The sequence below is a fragment of the Pseudomonas guariconensis genome, assembly GCF_040822035.1.
Classification (GTDB): Bacteria; Pseudomonadota; Gammaproteobacteria; order Pseudomonadales; family Pseudomonadaceae; genus Aquipseudomonas; species Aquipseudomonas guariconensis.
Window position 1 is genome coordinate 2,995,889 of the sequence record NZ_CP162012.1, and the last position, 14,674, is coordinate 3,010,562.

General features: G+C 62.9%; 13 protein-coding genes and 1 pseudogene. 7 read left to right on the plus strand and 7 right to left on the minus strand.

Going from position 1 to position 14,674, the window contains the following annotated elements; genetic code table 11:
• Positions 1-71: 71 nt before the first annotated feature.
• The 4 genes from AB1N67_RS13555 (at position 72) to AB1N67_RS13570 (ending at position 2,670) form a co-directional block, all read left to right on the plus strand.
• Positions 72-734, plus strand: coding sequence for a hypothetical protein (locus tag AB1N67_RS13555; RefSeq protein ID WP_043207070.1), 663 nt, complete (start codon positions 72-74; stop codon positions 732-734).
• Between the two features lie 93 nt (positions 735-827).
• The gene (locus tag AB1N67_RS13560) at positions 828-1,529 is read left to right on the plus strand and encodes an AzlC family ABC transporter permease (RefSeq protein ID WP_043207072.1); all 702 of its coding nucleotides are present in this window, start codon (positions 828-830) and stop codon (positions 1,527-1,529) included.
• Positions 1,526-1,840: an AzlD domain-containing protein gene (locus AB1N67_RS13565; protein ID WP_043206906.1), complete on the plus strand. Its 315-nt coding sequence runs from the start codon at positions 1,526-1,528 to the stop codon at positions 1,838-1,840. The genes AB1N67_RS13560 and AB1N67_RS13565 overlap by 4 nt, the downstream gene beginning before the upstream one ends.
• Positions 1,837-2,670: an AraC family transcriptional regulator gene (locus tag AB1N67_RS13570; RefSeq protein WP_043206909.1), complete on the plus strand. Its 834-nt coding sequence runs from the start codon at positions 1,837-1,839 to the stop codon at positions 2,668-2,670. The genes AB1N67_RS13565 and AB1N67_RS13570 overlap by 4 nt, the downstream gene beginning before the upstream one ends.
• Positions 2,671-2,735: 65 nt before the next feature.
• Here the strand turns inward: AB1N67_RS13570 and AB1N67_RS13575 are convergent.
• A pseudogene (locus AB1N67_RS13575) lies at positions 2,736-2,859 on the minus strand (MFS transporter); the annotation flags it as partial.
• Between the two features lie 255 nt (positions 2,860-3,114).
• Here AB1N67_RS13575 and AB1N67_RS13580 point away from each other — a divergent pair.
• The gene (locus AB1N67_RS13580) at positions 3,115-3,342 is read left to right on the plus strand and encodes a hypothetical protein (RefSeq protein WP_043206911.1); all 228 of its coding nucleotides are present in this window, start codon (positions 3,115-3,117) and stop codon (positions 3,340-3,342) included.
• Positions 3,343-3,460: 118 nt separating this feature from the next.
• On the opposite strand, the gene AB1N67_RS13585 is transcribed toward AB1N67_RS13580, so the two are convergent.
• From AB1N67_RS13585 to AB1N67_RS13605, 5 genes are all read right to left on the minus strand, one after another.
• The gene (locus AB1N67_RS13585) at positions 3,461-3,940 is read right to left on the minus strand and encodes a copper chaperone PCu(A)C (protein WP_070571594.1); all 480 of its coding nucleotides are present in this window, start codon (positions 3,938-3,940) and stop codon (positions 3,461-3,463) included.
• A complete protein-coding gene (locus tag AB1N67_RS13590) occupies positions 3,940-4,548 on the minus strand; it encodes an SCO family protein (RefSeq protein ID WP_043206915.1) in 609 nt (202 codons plus the stop codon). Before AB1N67_RS13590 ends, AB1N67_RS13585 begins: the two co-directional genes overlap by 1 nt.
• A gap of 233 nt (positions 4,549-4,781) precedes the next feature.
• Positions 4,782-5,366: a Fe-S biogenesis protein NfuA gene (gene nfuA, locus AB1N67_RS13595; RefSeq protein WP_043206916.1), complete on the minus strand. Its 585-nt coding sequence runs from the start codon at positions 5,364-5,366 to the stop codon at positions 4,782-4,784.
• Between the two features lie 58 nt (positions 5,367-5,424).
• Complete coding sequence (locus AB1N67_RS13600; RefSeq protein WP_090344817.1) at positions 5,425-6,459, minus strand: acyltransferase; 1,035 nt, start codon at positions 6,457-6,459, stop codon at positions 5,425-5,427.
• Positions 6,460-6,673: 214 nt separating this feature from the next.
• Positions 6,674-8,974, minus strand: a complete 2,301-nt coding sequence (locus AB1N67_RS13605; RefSeq protein WP_043206919.1) for a fatty acid cis/trans isomerase — start codon at positions 8,972-8,974, stop codon at positions 6,674-6,676.
• A 173-nt stretch (positions 8,975-9,147) separates the two neighbouring features.
• Here AB1N67_RS13605 and metH point away from each other — a divergent pair, with 173 nt between their 5' ends.
• Positions 9,148-12,855, plus strand: coding sequence for a methionine synthase (gene metH, locus AB1N67_RS13610; protein ID WP_367863061.1), 3,708 nt, complete (start codon positions 9,148-9,150; stop codon positions 12,853-12,855).
• Positions 12,856-13,014: 159 nt separating this feature from the next.
• The gene (locus AB1N67_RS13615) at positions 13,015-13,233 is read left to right on the plus strand and encodes a DUF2970 domain-containing protein (protein ID WP_043206924.1); all 219 of its coding nucleotides are present in this window, start codon (positions 13,015-13,017) and stop codon (positions 13,231-13,233) included.
• Between the two features lie 265 nt (positions 13,234-13,498).
• On the opposite strand, the gene AB1N67_RS13620 is transcribed toward AB1N67_RS13615, so the two are convergent.
• Positions 13,499-14,581: an ABC transporter substrate-binding protein gene (locus AB1N67_RS13620; RefSeq protein ID WP_367863062.1), complete on the minus strand. Its 1,083-nt coding sequence runs from the start codon at positions 14,579-14,581 to the stop codon at positions 13,499-13,501.
• Between the last annotated feature and the right edge of the window lie 93 nt (positions 14,582-14,674).

The following is a 14,674-nucleotide window of genomic DNA, read 5'->3' on the forward strand; positions in this document are numbered from 1 at the left end:
CTGGCCCACCCTGGCCAGTCCGCCTGCGAGGCCTACCTGTGAACCGCGCCTTCTTCTGGTCGCCGTTGTTCATGGCCGTGCTGGCGCTCGACGCCCAAGCGCTGGAAGTACAGATCGACCCCCATGCCGATCTGCTCTACCGCCAGGCCCTGCCCCTCTTGGAGCAGGCCGACCTCCAGGACGACAGCCCCAGCCCACTGCGCACCTCGATTGGCAGCGACCCGGAACTCAGCCGCCAAGGCCAGGCCCTGGCGCGAACCCTACCCACCGCCGTGGCCTTGCTGAAAAAATCGGTGGCACTCAACCATCCGGTCGCCCAGTACCGCCTGGCGCTGTACTACATGACCTACCTGCCGACGGCGCAAATTCCGGATGCGGCCTGCCCGCTGCTCGAAGCCAGCCTGCAACAAGGATTCGCGCCACCCGCCCCGGCGATCGCGACCTGGTGCCCGCCTTACAACGCAAGCCCCGCCTACCGTCAGGCGCTGGAAGCGATCCCCAGCATGGCCACCCGTTATGCCGCCTATTACCCTCAGCCTGCGATACGGCTGGCCTGCAACCGCAGTCAACCCCAAGGCCTGGAAATGCAGTGGGGGCGCCAGCGGGACTACCAGGCGGAGGTGTATCGTCTGCTCGGCGACCTCGATCCTCAACAACGCCAGACCTTGCTGCAAAAGGCAGTGGACATCAATGGCTGCGCCGCAGCCCAACGACACCTGACCAGCAAACGCTAGACTCGCTTAGCAAGGGGCAGGCAGCAAGAATGTTCAAGCCATGCCCCATCCGCTCTGGCATGCTGGACTGCCTTGCCGATTCAAGTCACCACCATGCCCTGCAGCCCACCTGTCGCCCGCCAAGCATTCCTCCATGGCGCCATCGCCATCATGCCCTTATCCCTGGCCGTAGCCCCCTGGGGCCTGCTCGCCGGTTCCATGGCCATCGAGGCCAACCTCAGCGCCTGGGAGGGCCAAGGGCTGTCGGCCATCGTTTTCGCAGGGGCCGCGCAATTGGTAGCGATCGGCATGCTCAAGGGCGGTGCCAACCTGTTCTCGATCCTGCTCACAACCTTGTTGCTGACTTCCCAACATTTGCTCTACGGCCTGAGCATGCGTCCGGTGCTGTCCGGCCAGCCGCTGCGCTGGCGCCTGGGGCTGGGCTTTCTGCTCACCGATGAATTCTTTGCCCTGACCAGCCGCTACGACCAACAGCAGTTCAACCGCTGGTACGCCCTGGGCGTCGGCCTGACGTTCTATGTGGCCTGGAATCTGTTCACCCTGGCCGGCATCCTGCTAGGCCAGAACATTCCACACCTGGACCAGCTGGGCCTGGACTTTTCCATCGTCGCCACGTTCGTCGCGTTGATCGCACCGCTGGTGCGCAACCTGCCGACAGTGGTGTGCGTGGCGGTGTCGCTGTTGTGTTCGGTGCTGTTCAGCCACTGGCATTGGGAGACCGCTCTGGTCGCCGCCGGCCTGCTGGGCATGAGCGCCGGCTTCGCTTGCCAGAAACTCACCGGAGGCCGCTCATGACCTGGCTGCTGATCTTCGCCATGGGCCTTGTGGTGTTTCTTAACCGCTACGCTTTCCTGGAACCGCGCCTGCCCCTGCGCCTGAGCTCCAATGCCCGGCAATTCTTGGGCTTCGCCGTACCTGGCATGCTGACGGCCATCTGCGGGCCGATCATCTTCCTGCCTGGGCATCAACTGGACCTGAGCCTCACCAACCCCTACCTGCTCGGCTCACTGGTGGCCATCGCCCTGGTGCTGTTGACCCGCAGTGTGTTGCTGAGCATGCTGGTGAGCATGTTGATCTTCTTCCTCCTGCGCAGCTGGCTGGCATGAACACGCCCCCGCGCGAACAGACCCACCTCTGGCAAGCCCCGGCACTGGGCGATGTGGAAATGCTGCACGCGCGGTATTTCCAGCAACGCTTCGCCCCCCATGTGCATGAAGGCTACGTGTTCACTGTGATCGAGTCCGGCGCCCAACGATTCTGGCATCGTGGCAGCGAGCACCTGGCACCGGTGGGCAGCATGGTGCTGATCAACCCGGACGAGTTGCACACCGGCGCCACGGCACACGAGGCAGGCTGGCGCTATCGTGGCTTCTACCCAGAGCACGAACGGGTCACCGGCGTGCTCGACGAGCTGGAGCTGGGTCGCCATGGCATGCCGCACTTCAAGGACAGCGTGATCCAGGACCCCGCCTTGGCCGCCCTGTTCAGCGAGTTGCATCGGCTGTCGGAGTCCGACGCAAGCGCCTTGGAACAACAGACCGCCTGGCGCCAGGCAGTCCTGGCGCTGGTACAACGCCATGGCCACGGCGCCGAGGCGCCCGCCCCCGGCAACGAACCGCGCGCTGTGGCCCGCGCCCGCGAACTGCTCGAAAGCCAGCTGGCCGACCCACCGTCGCTCGAAGCCTTGGCCGCAGCGGTCAACCTCTCCCCCTTCCACTTCGCCCGGGTGTTCCGCCAGGCCACCGGCCTGCCACCCCACGCCTGGCTCAAGCAGCGCCGCCTGTCCCGCGCCCGAGAGCTGCTCAAGAGCGGCCTCCCCGCCTCAGAAGTCGCCTTCGCCCTGGGTTTTGCCGACCAGAGCCACCTCAGCAGGCAATTCAAGCAGGCCTATGGCGTGACGCCGGGGGCGTATCGGCAGGCGTGTCGGTTCGTTTAGCACCCGGTCACACAGTTCAAAAAGGCAGCTCCAATTGCAGGCGGGTCAATGCCTTGCGTCGCCCCCCAATAGCGCAACACAAGACGCACCGAGGTGTGTCGATTGAACCCTGGTGTAGAGCAGGCCGCCCAGCACGGTACCCGTGGCCAGCAGCGAGAAAACGTAGCCAACCGCCGCCTCCGAGGAGAACCACGCGCTCAAAACATTGTAAACAACATCTGCCCCACACCACTTCCAACAGACGCCTCGCACTCCGAACAAGACCCATATAGAGAGGATGAAGACCGTCTTACCCAAGCCGTGTATATATGCCATTCAATGGATAATGCAGTCGTTGTGCATCGCGCGAGACGTGAGGGTGATGCGCAGTGAGTACCTAGCCCCCACATCAGGCAGGAGCCCCACCCCCTGCTACACTGAAAGGGCTGAACGGAGGAACCTGCCATGTCCGATAGAGAGCTCACCACCCTCCTGACGCTGATGAACCAGCGCCAAGCCTGTCTGAGCAGTGCCTGCAAGGAGATTGCCGACTGGATCGACCGGCAGGGCGATGTGCCCGCGGCTGGCAAGATCCGCGCCAGCCTCAAGGCACTGGAGGCCGAAGACGCCCAGGTACGCAAGACCTTGACCTCGCTGACCATCGAGCGACCTTTGCCGAGGTTTCGTAGCTGAGCAGTATTTGTAAAGTCGATCGGGGCGCTTTGGCGCCCCTTTTATGTAGCAAGGCCGCGCCCACACGGTGGGAGCGGCCTTGTGTCGCGTTGGGCTGCGCGGCAGCCCATGCCACCGATCAGTGCATGTGCGCGTGATCATGCCCGGCTTCAGCCCCCAGCGGGCGAACCGGTGCCTGGATTTCCAGGGTCTGCTTTGTTCCCTTGGCATCTTCGATGGTCAGGGTCAGCGGCACCTGCTCGCCTTCCTTGACCTGCTGGGTCAGGCCCATGAGCATCACGTGGTAGCCGTTAGGGTCGAGGGAGACCGCTTTACCGGCGGGCAGGTCGACGGCCTTGACCTCCCCCATGCTCATCACGTCGCCCTTCATGCTCATCTCGTGGATCTGCACGGTCTTGGCGACCGGCGAGGCCACGCTGAGCAGCTTGCTGTCGGTGTCGGCAGTCAGCGTCATGAACGCGCCAGTGGACTGCTGGTGCGGCACGCTGGCGCGAACCCAGGCATCACTCACGGTGGTCTGGGCCAGGGCCGGCAAGGCCAGGCCCATCATGGCCAGAACGGCCAGCGCACGTTTGGCAGGTTGCAGTGAAACAGCCATTAGCAAATCTCCATCAGGGTGACCAGGTCTTCGGCGCATTCCTTGGCGGTCAGGGAATGGCCAAGACTCAAGCGCAGAGTGCCACGCGTGTCATAGACGTAGCTGGTGGACGAATGAGAGACGGTGTAGGTATCGCCGGCGGGGACCTTCTCGTAGAACACCTTGAATTCCTTGGCCACCTCGGCGATTTCCTCGGGGGTGCCGGTCAGGGCGGTGAACGACGGGTCGAAGGCCTTGACGTAGGCATCGAGCACTTCTGGGGTATCACGCTCCGGGTCCAGGGTGATGAGCACCACCTGGAACAGGTCGCGGTCGCGGCCCCTGAGCAACTTCCTGATTTGCGCCGCGCGCGCCATGGCGGTCGGGCAGACAGCCGGGCACTGGGTGAAGCCGAAGAAGATCATCGGCATGGAGCCATAGAAGCTCGACAGGGTGCGCTCGTTGCCTTGGGTGTCCTTCAGGCGGAATTTGCGCCCGAGGATTTCGTTGCTCATGTTCTTGCCGTACTTGAACTCGAGCCCCCGGGCCGGGTTGCAACCGGCCAGCAGGCCAAGCCCCAGAACGCCCATCCCGGCGACGACAGCACGCCGGGTCAGTAAATCAGTCATGGAACCATCCTTTATAGGGAAGGTGCCGGCCCCTGGGATGGGCCGACGAAAAAACCGAGGCATTCTGGCATGACACCCCAGGGGCATCCACCCGACGAAGGAGGGATCGGCCTGCAGCCCTTGAAATCCGGGCTGCGGCCTGTTGTCGCAGGGCTTGATTCCGTAACACTTTGTTGCTAGGTGCAACATCTTGCAAAGAGAACGCTGGATGAAACCACGCCAGGCAGCATGGATCAGTAGTAGGCGTTTTCCTTGTTGCTGTGGTCGGTCACGTCACGCACACCCTTGAGCTCCGGGATACGCTCGAGCAGGGTGCGCTCGATGCCGTCCTTGAGGGTGACGTCGGCCTGGCCGCAGCCTTGGCAGCCGCCGCCGAACTGCAACACGGCGATGCCGTCATCGACCACATCCACCAGGCTCACGGCGCCGCCGTGGCTGGCCAGTCCCGGGTTGATCTCGGTCTGCAGGTAATAGTTGATGCGCTCGTTGAGCGGGCTGTCCTCGTTGACCATCGGCACCTTGGCGTTGGGTGCCTTGATGGTGAGCTGACCACCCATGCGATCGGTGGCGTAGTCGACCAGCGCGTCCTCCAGGAACGGCTCGCTGACCGCATCGATGTACGCGGTGAAGCTCTTCAGGCCCACGGCCGTGTCGTCGGGCTTCTCCTCGCCTGGTTTGCAGTAGGCAATGCAGGTTTCAGCGTACTGGGTACCCGGCTGGGTGATGAAAATGCGGATGCCGATGCCCGGGGTGTTCTGCTTGGACAGCAGATCGGCCAGGTAATCATGGGCGGCGTCGGTAATGGTTATAGCGCTCATGGAAGTTCCTCACAGACTTGTCGGCAAGTGTACGCCAACCTGGCCCCCGAACAAAGTCCTAGTATTTGACTCGGGAAAGCGCCAGCACCTGGGCTGGCTCCCTGTCTTCACGCAACCAGGCCTGCATACGCCGGTACAGGCCGCGCTCCAGCCAGTGGAAGCTGAGCCACGACATTAGTCCAATGGACAGCACGCAGACGGCAAACACCGCATAGGGATTCAAGCCCAGGCGCTGACTGGCGAACCAGCCGCCATAGAGCACCAGCACGTGAATCAAGTACACCGAATAGGAGCAGTCGCCCAGTGCCTTGAGCACCCGGTTGCCATGGAAATACGGCTCCAGTGCGACAAACGCCAACACTACCAACGCACTCGGCACGCCCCAGTGCAGCAGGCGCACGGAGGCATCCAGCTGATACAAGGCATACCCCGCCAACCCCAGTACCATCAGCGGCAACCACAGCCCTTCGCGCACCAGCCCGCGGCGGTACAGCACGCCAATGCCGATGCCCAGCAAGAACTCGTAGATGATGCCGTTGCTGTAGAAGCGGCTCAGTACGCCCATGCGTCCAAGCACCTCACTGACCATCAACAGAGCTGCGCTCACCAGCAACAGATGGTGTCGCCGTCGCACCAGGAAGGCCAGGCCGAACAACAGGTAGAAGAACATCTCGAAGTTCAGCGTCCAGCCGACGTTGAGTGTCGGATACAAGCCGTAGCCGCCGGGGTTCTCCGCCGGGATGAACAACAGTGACAGCAGCAGATGCTGCCCGTCGAACACTTGGTGCGGCATCCAGCGACTGGCCACCAGCAACAGCAAGGCCATCAGCAATGTGTAGAACCAATAGGCAGGAACGATGCGCAGCACCCGATTGAGCAGGAACTGCCCGGGCGCGATAGGTTTGTCGCGGGTCGAGAGGTAGATCACCAGCCCGCTGATGACGAAGAAGATATCCACGCCCACGGCGCCTCGTTCGGCGAGCAGTCGGCCGATCGGCCCGGTAGCGTGGAAGTCGAAGAAGATCTGCATGAAGTGGTGGCAGACCACCACCCAGGCGGCGAATGCCCGGAGAGCCTGAAGCGAATACAGCATGCCGGTTCCTGCGGTTTTCGGTGCATTGAGGCCCCGATCGAACGCAGCGGCGCGCACTGCGCGCTCGTCGAAGCTAAACCCGCTTGCGCACGGCTTGCGGCGAAACCGTGGGAGCGGGTTTACCCGCCAAGGGCTGCCACGCAGCCCCCGCGATGGATCAGGACCACCCGGCAGGTCCGACCGCAACGTATCCGAAAAGGTCAGCCCGACCCGATCAAAGGTTCTCGTAGCGGTTCATGTCCAGCACACCCGCTTCCACAGGCTCGGTCTCCTTGATGAACGTGTTCAGGTCATGGAAGTAGCGCCAGAACTCAGGGTGGCTGCGGCGCACGCCCCAGCGCATGACGATCCGCTCGAACTTGGCCGTATCGTCGCGGGCAGCCTCCATATCCTCGACGAACTCCGGTACATCCTGGGTCGGGATGTTGAAGATGAAGTTCGGGTAGCTGCTGAGCACGCCCGGGTACAGGGTCAGCGTGTCCAGGCCTGGCTGGTAGCGATAGGCCTCGCCGAGCAGGAAGGCGACGTTGCTGTGGGCGCGGTTGCGCAACAGGCTGTAGACCTGGCGCTGGCCGCCCTGCCCTTCGATGCGCAGCAGGGTCGCCTCGGGCAACTGGTTGATCACCTTGAGCCCGGCAGCCGGGCGCGAGACCAGGCGGCTAAGACTCTGCTCGGCATCTTGGAACTCGGCGCTCATCTGCGGACGCGAGCAATGGGCACCAGTGCAGCGGTTGATCGGATCGGGCGCCGCGTTGAGGCTACCAGTGCGTTGCAGCAATTTGAGGCCGAAATCACGCTTGGGATTTGCCTCGTCCAGCTTCAGCGCACTTGGTGTACTGGTGTCGATGTCCTCGTAGTCGAGCCACATCTTTACCTTGCCGCTGTTCTGGTACCAGTCGCTCAGGATCGCGCCGCGCTGGTCGGCCGGCATCAGGCGCAGGAAGTTGATCTCGGCACCATTGCGGATCAGGTCGAAGTACAGGCGGGTCTGCAACTGGTGCGAGACGTTGCCGAATACATCGAAGTTCACCGCCAATTGATAGTAGGTGCGCTCGAACAGCGGGTAGTCGAACAACCAGGTGGTCAGCGGCACGTCGCCGATCAGGCCCTTGCTCACCGACGCGCTGTCGAAGTGGCGGAAGATGGTCAGCAGCGCATTGTCATTGCCCGCCCACAGGGTCGACCAGCTCGGTGCAGGCATCTGGGCATAAGCTTCGCGACGCAGCTTCTCGTACTCGTTGCGCTTGTCGCGATAGGCATGCCACAGACTCAGCACACTGCCCACGTCGTCGATCTGCCCAGGCATCGCCAGCAGCGGTGTCGCCTTGCCGCGGTACTCGGCATCGGTGATGTAGCGGTCATGGGCCGGCTCCTGGAACAGCGCCCAGAAGTTGTCGCGAATCACATCGGTGGCGATCTGCCCACGACACACCGGGCCACGGATGAAGGTGCGCACGAAGTATTCGGCGTTGTCCAGCATGAACTGGTAGCGCGCCACCGCCGGGATCGCCTCGAAGGTCTCGAACGGGTTGGAGCGGTGGCGCGGGCCGTACCCCGGCAGTGACGTGGCGTGCCAGTCGCCGCTGTAGAACAGTTGCTTGACGCGCTTGAGCTTCTGCGGGCCCATCGGGTAGGTGATGTGGGTCTTGTGCACGATCACACCCTGTACCGGGATCAGGCGGTAATAGAAGTCAGTGCCGGGCGGGTCGTTGGGCCTGCGGGTGGCTATGATGTCCACCGGCTTGCCGCTTGGGGTGCGCGAACGCACCCACTGGAAGAAGTGCCCCGGCTCGCCCCCGGTGAAATAGACATGCGCCAGGAACAGATGCTCGTACAGCCAGCGGCCCACCAGGGCCTCGGTGGAACCCGGACGGTTGAGCAGCTCTTCCCATTCGGCGATCTGCCGGGACTCGATGGCGCTGGGCTGGATCGGCTGGTATTCGACCGGCGCACCGGCCGCCAGCCAGCGCTGCAGGGTCTGGTACTCGGCATCGGTGAGCCCGGTGACAGCTAGCGGCATCCCCTCCTTGGGGTGGGCACCGGCGTAGGCGTCGAACTCATGGGGCAATGGGCACATGTTGTTACGGTTGAGCCCCAAGACGATCTCCTCGGGCAGCTTGGCGTTGGGCGTCAGCGGCGTTTTGTGACCCAGCTCGAGCATACGTGCCATCAACGCGGCCTGGCTGCCCTGGTTGTCGAGCACCGAATAAAAGCCCATCTTGCGCCAGGCCTGCTCGTCGTGGGCGTCATAGAACAGCCGCGTGGTGGGCACCGCCTTGCTGCGCTCCCCCTGGTACACCGGCGTCTTGGAAGCACCGCGCACTGCACCTTCTGGGCTTTCCAGCTTGAGCTGGCAGGCCGCGTCGTTGCATGCATGGCAGGCCACGCACTTCTCAGTGAAGATCGGTTGAATGTCCCGGGTGTACGAAATCGCCGGGCTCGATTGAGGGGCTTGCCCGAACGCCACGCCGCTGATGAGCAGGGCGAAAGCGCCAGCAAGTAAACGATGCACCATGTGCCGAATGTCCTGATTCCTGAAAGCCATCACGATTGCCTGACCGGTCCTTGGGTGCTTTGGCGCGCTCACCAACATGAAGGAAATTCATGCAAATGGCCGGCACGCCTAAAATCCGTGCAGCTTTGTTATTATTCAGCACCTTCCGAAATTCGCCCGACCAGGTAGTTCCTATGTCCGACCGCAGCGCTCGTTTCCAAGCACTCCAGCAAGCACTCAAGGAGCGCATACTGATCCTCGACGGCGGCATGGGTACTATGATCCAAAGCTACCGCCTCGAGGAACACGACTATCGTGGCACGCGCTTCGCCGATTGGCCAAGCGACGTCAAGGGCAACAACGATTTACTGCTGCTCACCCGCCCCGATGTCATCGCCTCGATCGAGAAAGCCTACCTCGACGCCGGCGCCGACATCCTCGAGACCAACACCTTCAACGCCACGCAGATTTCCCAGGCCGACTACGGCATGGAAGCGCTGGTGTACGAGCTCAACGTCGAAGGCGCGCGCATTGCCCGCCAGGTGGCCGACGCCAAGACACTGGAAACCCCGGACAAGCCTCGCTTCGTCGCTGGCGTGCTCGGCCCTACCAGCCGCACCTGCTCGATCTCCCCGGACGTCAACGACCCGGGCTATCGCAACGTCACCTTCGACGAGCTGGTCGAAAACTACACCGAGGCCACCCGCGGCCTGATCGAAGGCGGCGCCGACCTGCTGCTGATCGAGACCATCTTCGACACCCTCAACGCCAAAGCGGCGATCTTCGCCGTGCAGCAAGTGTTCGAGGAAGACGGCGTCGAATTGCCGATCATGATCTCCGGCACCATTACCGACGCCTCCGGCCGTACCCTGTCGGGCCAGACCACCGAGGCGTTCTGGAACTCGGTGCGCCACGCCAAGCCAATCTCCGTAGGCCTGAACTGCGCCCTGGGCGCCAAGGACCTGCGCCCCTACCTTGAAGAGCTGGCCACCAAGGCCGACACCCACGTCTCGGCCCACCCCAACGCCGGCCTGCCCAACGCCTTCGGCGAGTACGACGAAACCCCGGCTGAAATGGCCGCGGTGGTCGAGGAATTCGCTGCCAGTGGTTTTCTCAACATCATCGGCGGTTGCTGCGGCACCACCCCGCCGCACATCCAGGCCATCGCCGAGGCCGTGGCCAAGTACAAACCACGCGAAATTCCGGACATCCCCAAGGCCTGCCGCCTGTCGGGTCTGGAGCCGTTCACCATCGATCGCCAGTCGCTGTTCGTCAACGTGGGCGAGCGCACCAACATCACAGGTTCCGCCAAGTTCGCCCGCCTGATCCGCGAGGAGAACTACACCGAAGCACTGGAAGTGGCCCTGCAGCAGGTCGAGGCCGGCGCGCAGGTGATCGACATCAACATGGACGAAGGCATGCTCGATTCGAAGGCTGCCATGGTCCGCTTCCTCAACCTGATCGCGGGCGAGCCGGATATCTCCCGGGTGCCGATCATGATCGACTCCTCCAAATGGGAGGTAATCGAAGCGGGCCTCAAGTGCATCCAGGGCAAGGGCATCGTCAACTCGATCTCCATGAAAGAAGGCATCGAGCAATTCAAGCACCATGCCCGCCTGTGCAAGCGCTACGGCGCCGCCGTGGTGGTGATGGCCTTCGACGAGGTCGGCCAGGCCGACACCGCCGCGCGCAAGAAGGAAATCTGCCAGCGCAGCTACGACATCCTGGTCAATGAAGTGGGCTTCCCGCCGGAAGACATCATCTTCGACCCGAACATCTTTGCCGTGGCCACCGGCATCGAGGAACACAACAACTATGCCGTGGACTTCATCGAAGCCTGCGCCTACATCCGCGACCATCTGCCATTCGCCCTGTCGAGCGGCGGCGTGTCCAACGTGTCGTTCTCCTTCCGCGGCAACAACCCGGTGCGCGAGGCGATCCACTCGGTATTCCTCTACCACGCCATCAAGAACGGCCTGACCATGGGCATCGTCAACGCCGGCCAACTGGAAATCTACGACGAGATCCCGGCGGCGCTGCGCGAGAAGGTCGAGGACGTGGTGCTCAACCGCACCCCGCACGGCACCGACGCACTGCTGGCGATTGCCGACGACTACAAGGGCGGCGGCGCGACCAAGGAAGTGGAAAACGAACAGTGGCGCACGCTGCCGGTGGAAAAACGCCTGGAGCACGCGCTGGTCAAAGGCATCACCGCCTTCATCGTCGAGGATACCGAGGAGTGCCGCCAACAGTGCGCGCGCCCCATCGAGGTCATCGAAGGGCCGCTGATGAGCGGCATGAACGTAGTTGGCGACCTGTTCGGTGCCGGCAAGATGTTCCTGCCTCAGGTGGTCAAGTCCGCCCGAGTGATGAAGCAAGCCGTGGCCCACCTGATCCCGTTCATCGAAGCCGAGAAAGGCGATACCCCCGAGGCCAAGGGCAAGATCCTCATGGCCACGGTCAAGGGCGACGTGCACGACATCGGCAAGAACATCGTCGGCGTGGTGCTTGGCTGCAACGGTTATGACATCGTCGACCTGGGCGTGATGGTGCCAGCGGAGAAGATCCTGCAGACCGCCCGAGAGCAGAAATGCGACATCATCGGCCTCTCCGGCCTGATCACCCCGTCGCTGGACGAAATGGTCCACGTCGCCCGCGAAATGCAGCGCCAAGGCTTCGAGCTGCCGCTGATGATCGGCGGTGCCACCACCTCCAAGGCCCATACGGCGGTCAAGATCGAACCCAAGTACTCCAACGACGCGGTGGTCTACGTCACCGACGCCTCGCGTGCGGTGGGCGTGGCCACTCAGCTACTGTCGAAGGAACTCAAGCCGGCCTTCGTCGAGAAGACCCGCCAAGAATACGTGGAAGTCCGTGAGCGCACCGCCAACCGCAGCGCCCGCACCGAGCGCCTGGGCTACGACCAGGCCATCGCCGCCAAGCCTCAGTATGACTGGGCCGGCTACACCCCAGCGGTGCCCTCCTTCACGGGCGTCAAGGTGCTCGAGGACATCGACCTGCGCGTACTGGCCGAATACATCGACTGGACGCCGTTCTTCATTTCCTGGGACCTGGCCGGCAAATTCCCGCGTATCCTCACCGACGAAGTGGTCGGCGAGGCCGCTACCTCGCTGTACAACGATGCCCGCGAGATGCTCGACAAGCTGATCGACGAAAAGCTCATCAGTGCCCGTGCGGTCTTCGGCTTCTGGCCGGCCAACCAGGTCGAGCATGACGACATCGAGGTCTACGGCGACAACGGCGAGAAGCTCGCCACCCTGCACCACCTGCGTCAGCAGACCATCAAGCCGGACGGCAAGCCGAACTTCTCCCTGGCCGACTTCGTCGCGCCCAAGGACAGTGGCGTGACCGATTACGTCGGCGGTTTCATCACCACCGCCGGTATCGGTGCCGAGGAAGTGGCCAAGGCCTACCAGGACAAAGGCGACGACTACAACTCGATCATGGTCAAGGCCCTGGCCGATCGCCTGGCCGAAGCCTGCGCCGAGTGGCTGCACGAGCAGGTCCGCAAGCAGTACTGGGGTTATGCCAAGGACGAACACCTGGACAACGAAGCGCTGATCAAGGAGCAGTACAGCGGTATTCGCCCTGCTCCGGGTTATCCGGCCTGTCCGGACCACACCGAGAAAGCCACGCTGTTCCGCCTGCTCGACGGCACAGCCATCGGCGAGACCGGGCCGAGCGGTGTGTTCCTTACCGAACACTTCGCCATGTTCCCGGCAGCGGCGGTCAGCGGCTGGTACTTCGCTCACCCGCAGGCGCAGTACTTCGCCGTGGGCAAGGTGGACAAAGACCAGATCGAGCGCTACAGCGCGCGCAAGGGCCAGGACATCAGCGTCAGCGAGCGCTGGTTGGCACCGAACCTCGGTTACGAGAGCTGATCTGCTAGGCGGCCGCGCTGCGGCACTCTCGCGGGTAAACCCGCTCCCATAGGGTTCACAGTGATCCTTGTGGGAGCGGGTTTACCCGCGAAGACCTGCGCAGCGTCCACAGGCCTGTCTACACTGTCGTGTGATTGTCTCTGTTTTCAGGAGCCCTTCATGGATGACAACGACCCCGGCAAACCGCCCACCTTCTGGCAGATGCTTCACAGCATCCTCGCCGCCGCCTTCGGCGTGCAGAGCGGCAAGAACCGCGCGCGCGACTTCACCCATGGTAAGGCCAGTCACTTCATCGCACTGGGCACCTTGTTCACCCTGGTGTTCATCCTCGCACTGATCGGCCTGGTGCAATTGGCCATGCACCTGACCGCCCGCTAGAACGCAAGCCGCCCGCGGATATCCCTTCCGCGGGCGGTTCCGGTTTGCTCAAGGTCTGAAGATCGGCGCTATTGGTGGCTGACCCAATACACGGCGGCCACGACGACCAGGACGATCAGGCAGAGGATCGCCCAGGCGTCGACAGTGCTGTCAGCTTTGCGCAACTTGGTCGAGTTTCCCATTGCATTGCCTCTTGTAGTGGTTATGGGAATGCACTTCAACCAGCAGTTAAGCCCAGCAATGGCCTTCTCTCAAGCAAGGTCTTTCAATAGTCGACAGGCTTGGCCAAAAACGGATAACGAAAACCTTCCGGTCGCCCTTCTGCGCTGTAGCGCAGAAAATCCACCCCCATGTCGTCGCAGCTTTCAAGCAAATTGAGCCAGCGGCGGGCCTTGGCCTGGTCGAAGGACTGCAACACCGGCATCGTGTGCGCTTGCAGACCATCACGATTGATCGCCAGCCCCAAGGCATCGTCATGCAACATCACCATGGCCCAGCCGCCCAAAGTGAAATGCCCGCCCATCAGCACACTCAGACGCCCATCGATTCGCGCGCGCAGCGCTTCGGGAGAGCTGTTGATGGCGCCGAAGATCACATCACGCCCAGGCGTGCGTCCCTTCTCTTCAAATGCCTGCATGGCACCGAAAGCCATCTCGTCGTTGGCAGACCACACCAACTGCGTATCCGGATAGCGCTCTGCCAGCAACTGGGCCTGTTCATAGGCGCGCTTGCGACTCCAGCCGCCATAGACCACCTGGCGCAGGCGCACCTGGGGGAAGTCCGCCAGGGCTTGGCGCATGCCTTGCTCGCGCAATTGGGAGGCCGGGGTGGTCTTGACCCCGGCGAACGCCACCAGGTCCACCGGTCCCGGACCTGGCGGCAGCATGGCAACCATCTGCCGCAGCATCTGGTAGCCCGCCTGCTCGTCGTTGGCAGTCAGGGTGCCCAGCACCTGCGCATAGCGGTCCGGCTGAGCCTGAATGCTGCGCGCCTGGGTTTCGGTCAGGCCGTTGTTGACCAGGAACAACTTGACGCCAAGCCCCTGTGCCAGGCGGATGATTTCCGGGGCCAGGTATTGCTCGTTGACCAAGACCAGGTAGTCCGGGCGCTGGGGCCCGGTCAGCACCGCGCGGGCCTGGGCCAGCGCCAGGTCCGTGCGCCGCTCGCTGTATTCGATGCGCAAGTCCATGCCCAGCTCCTGCGCGGCCGCCTGCATGAAGCGCGAGTAGCCGACCCAGAAAGCCTCATGGGAAAAGCCCGGGTTGAGGAACACCACGGAGGCGGCCTGCGCGTTCGCTGCTGCCAGGAGCAAGCTCAGCGACAGGGCCTGGCACAAGGCCTTGAGCATTCGATGACATCCGTTGCGAAACAAACGCGCGAGTATAAACGGACGGGGCCTGAAGGCGGGCAAATGCCAGTGGATCTCACTTAGTCCTATTGG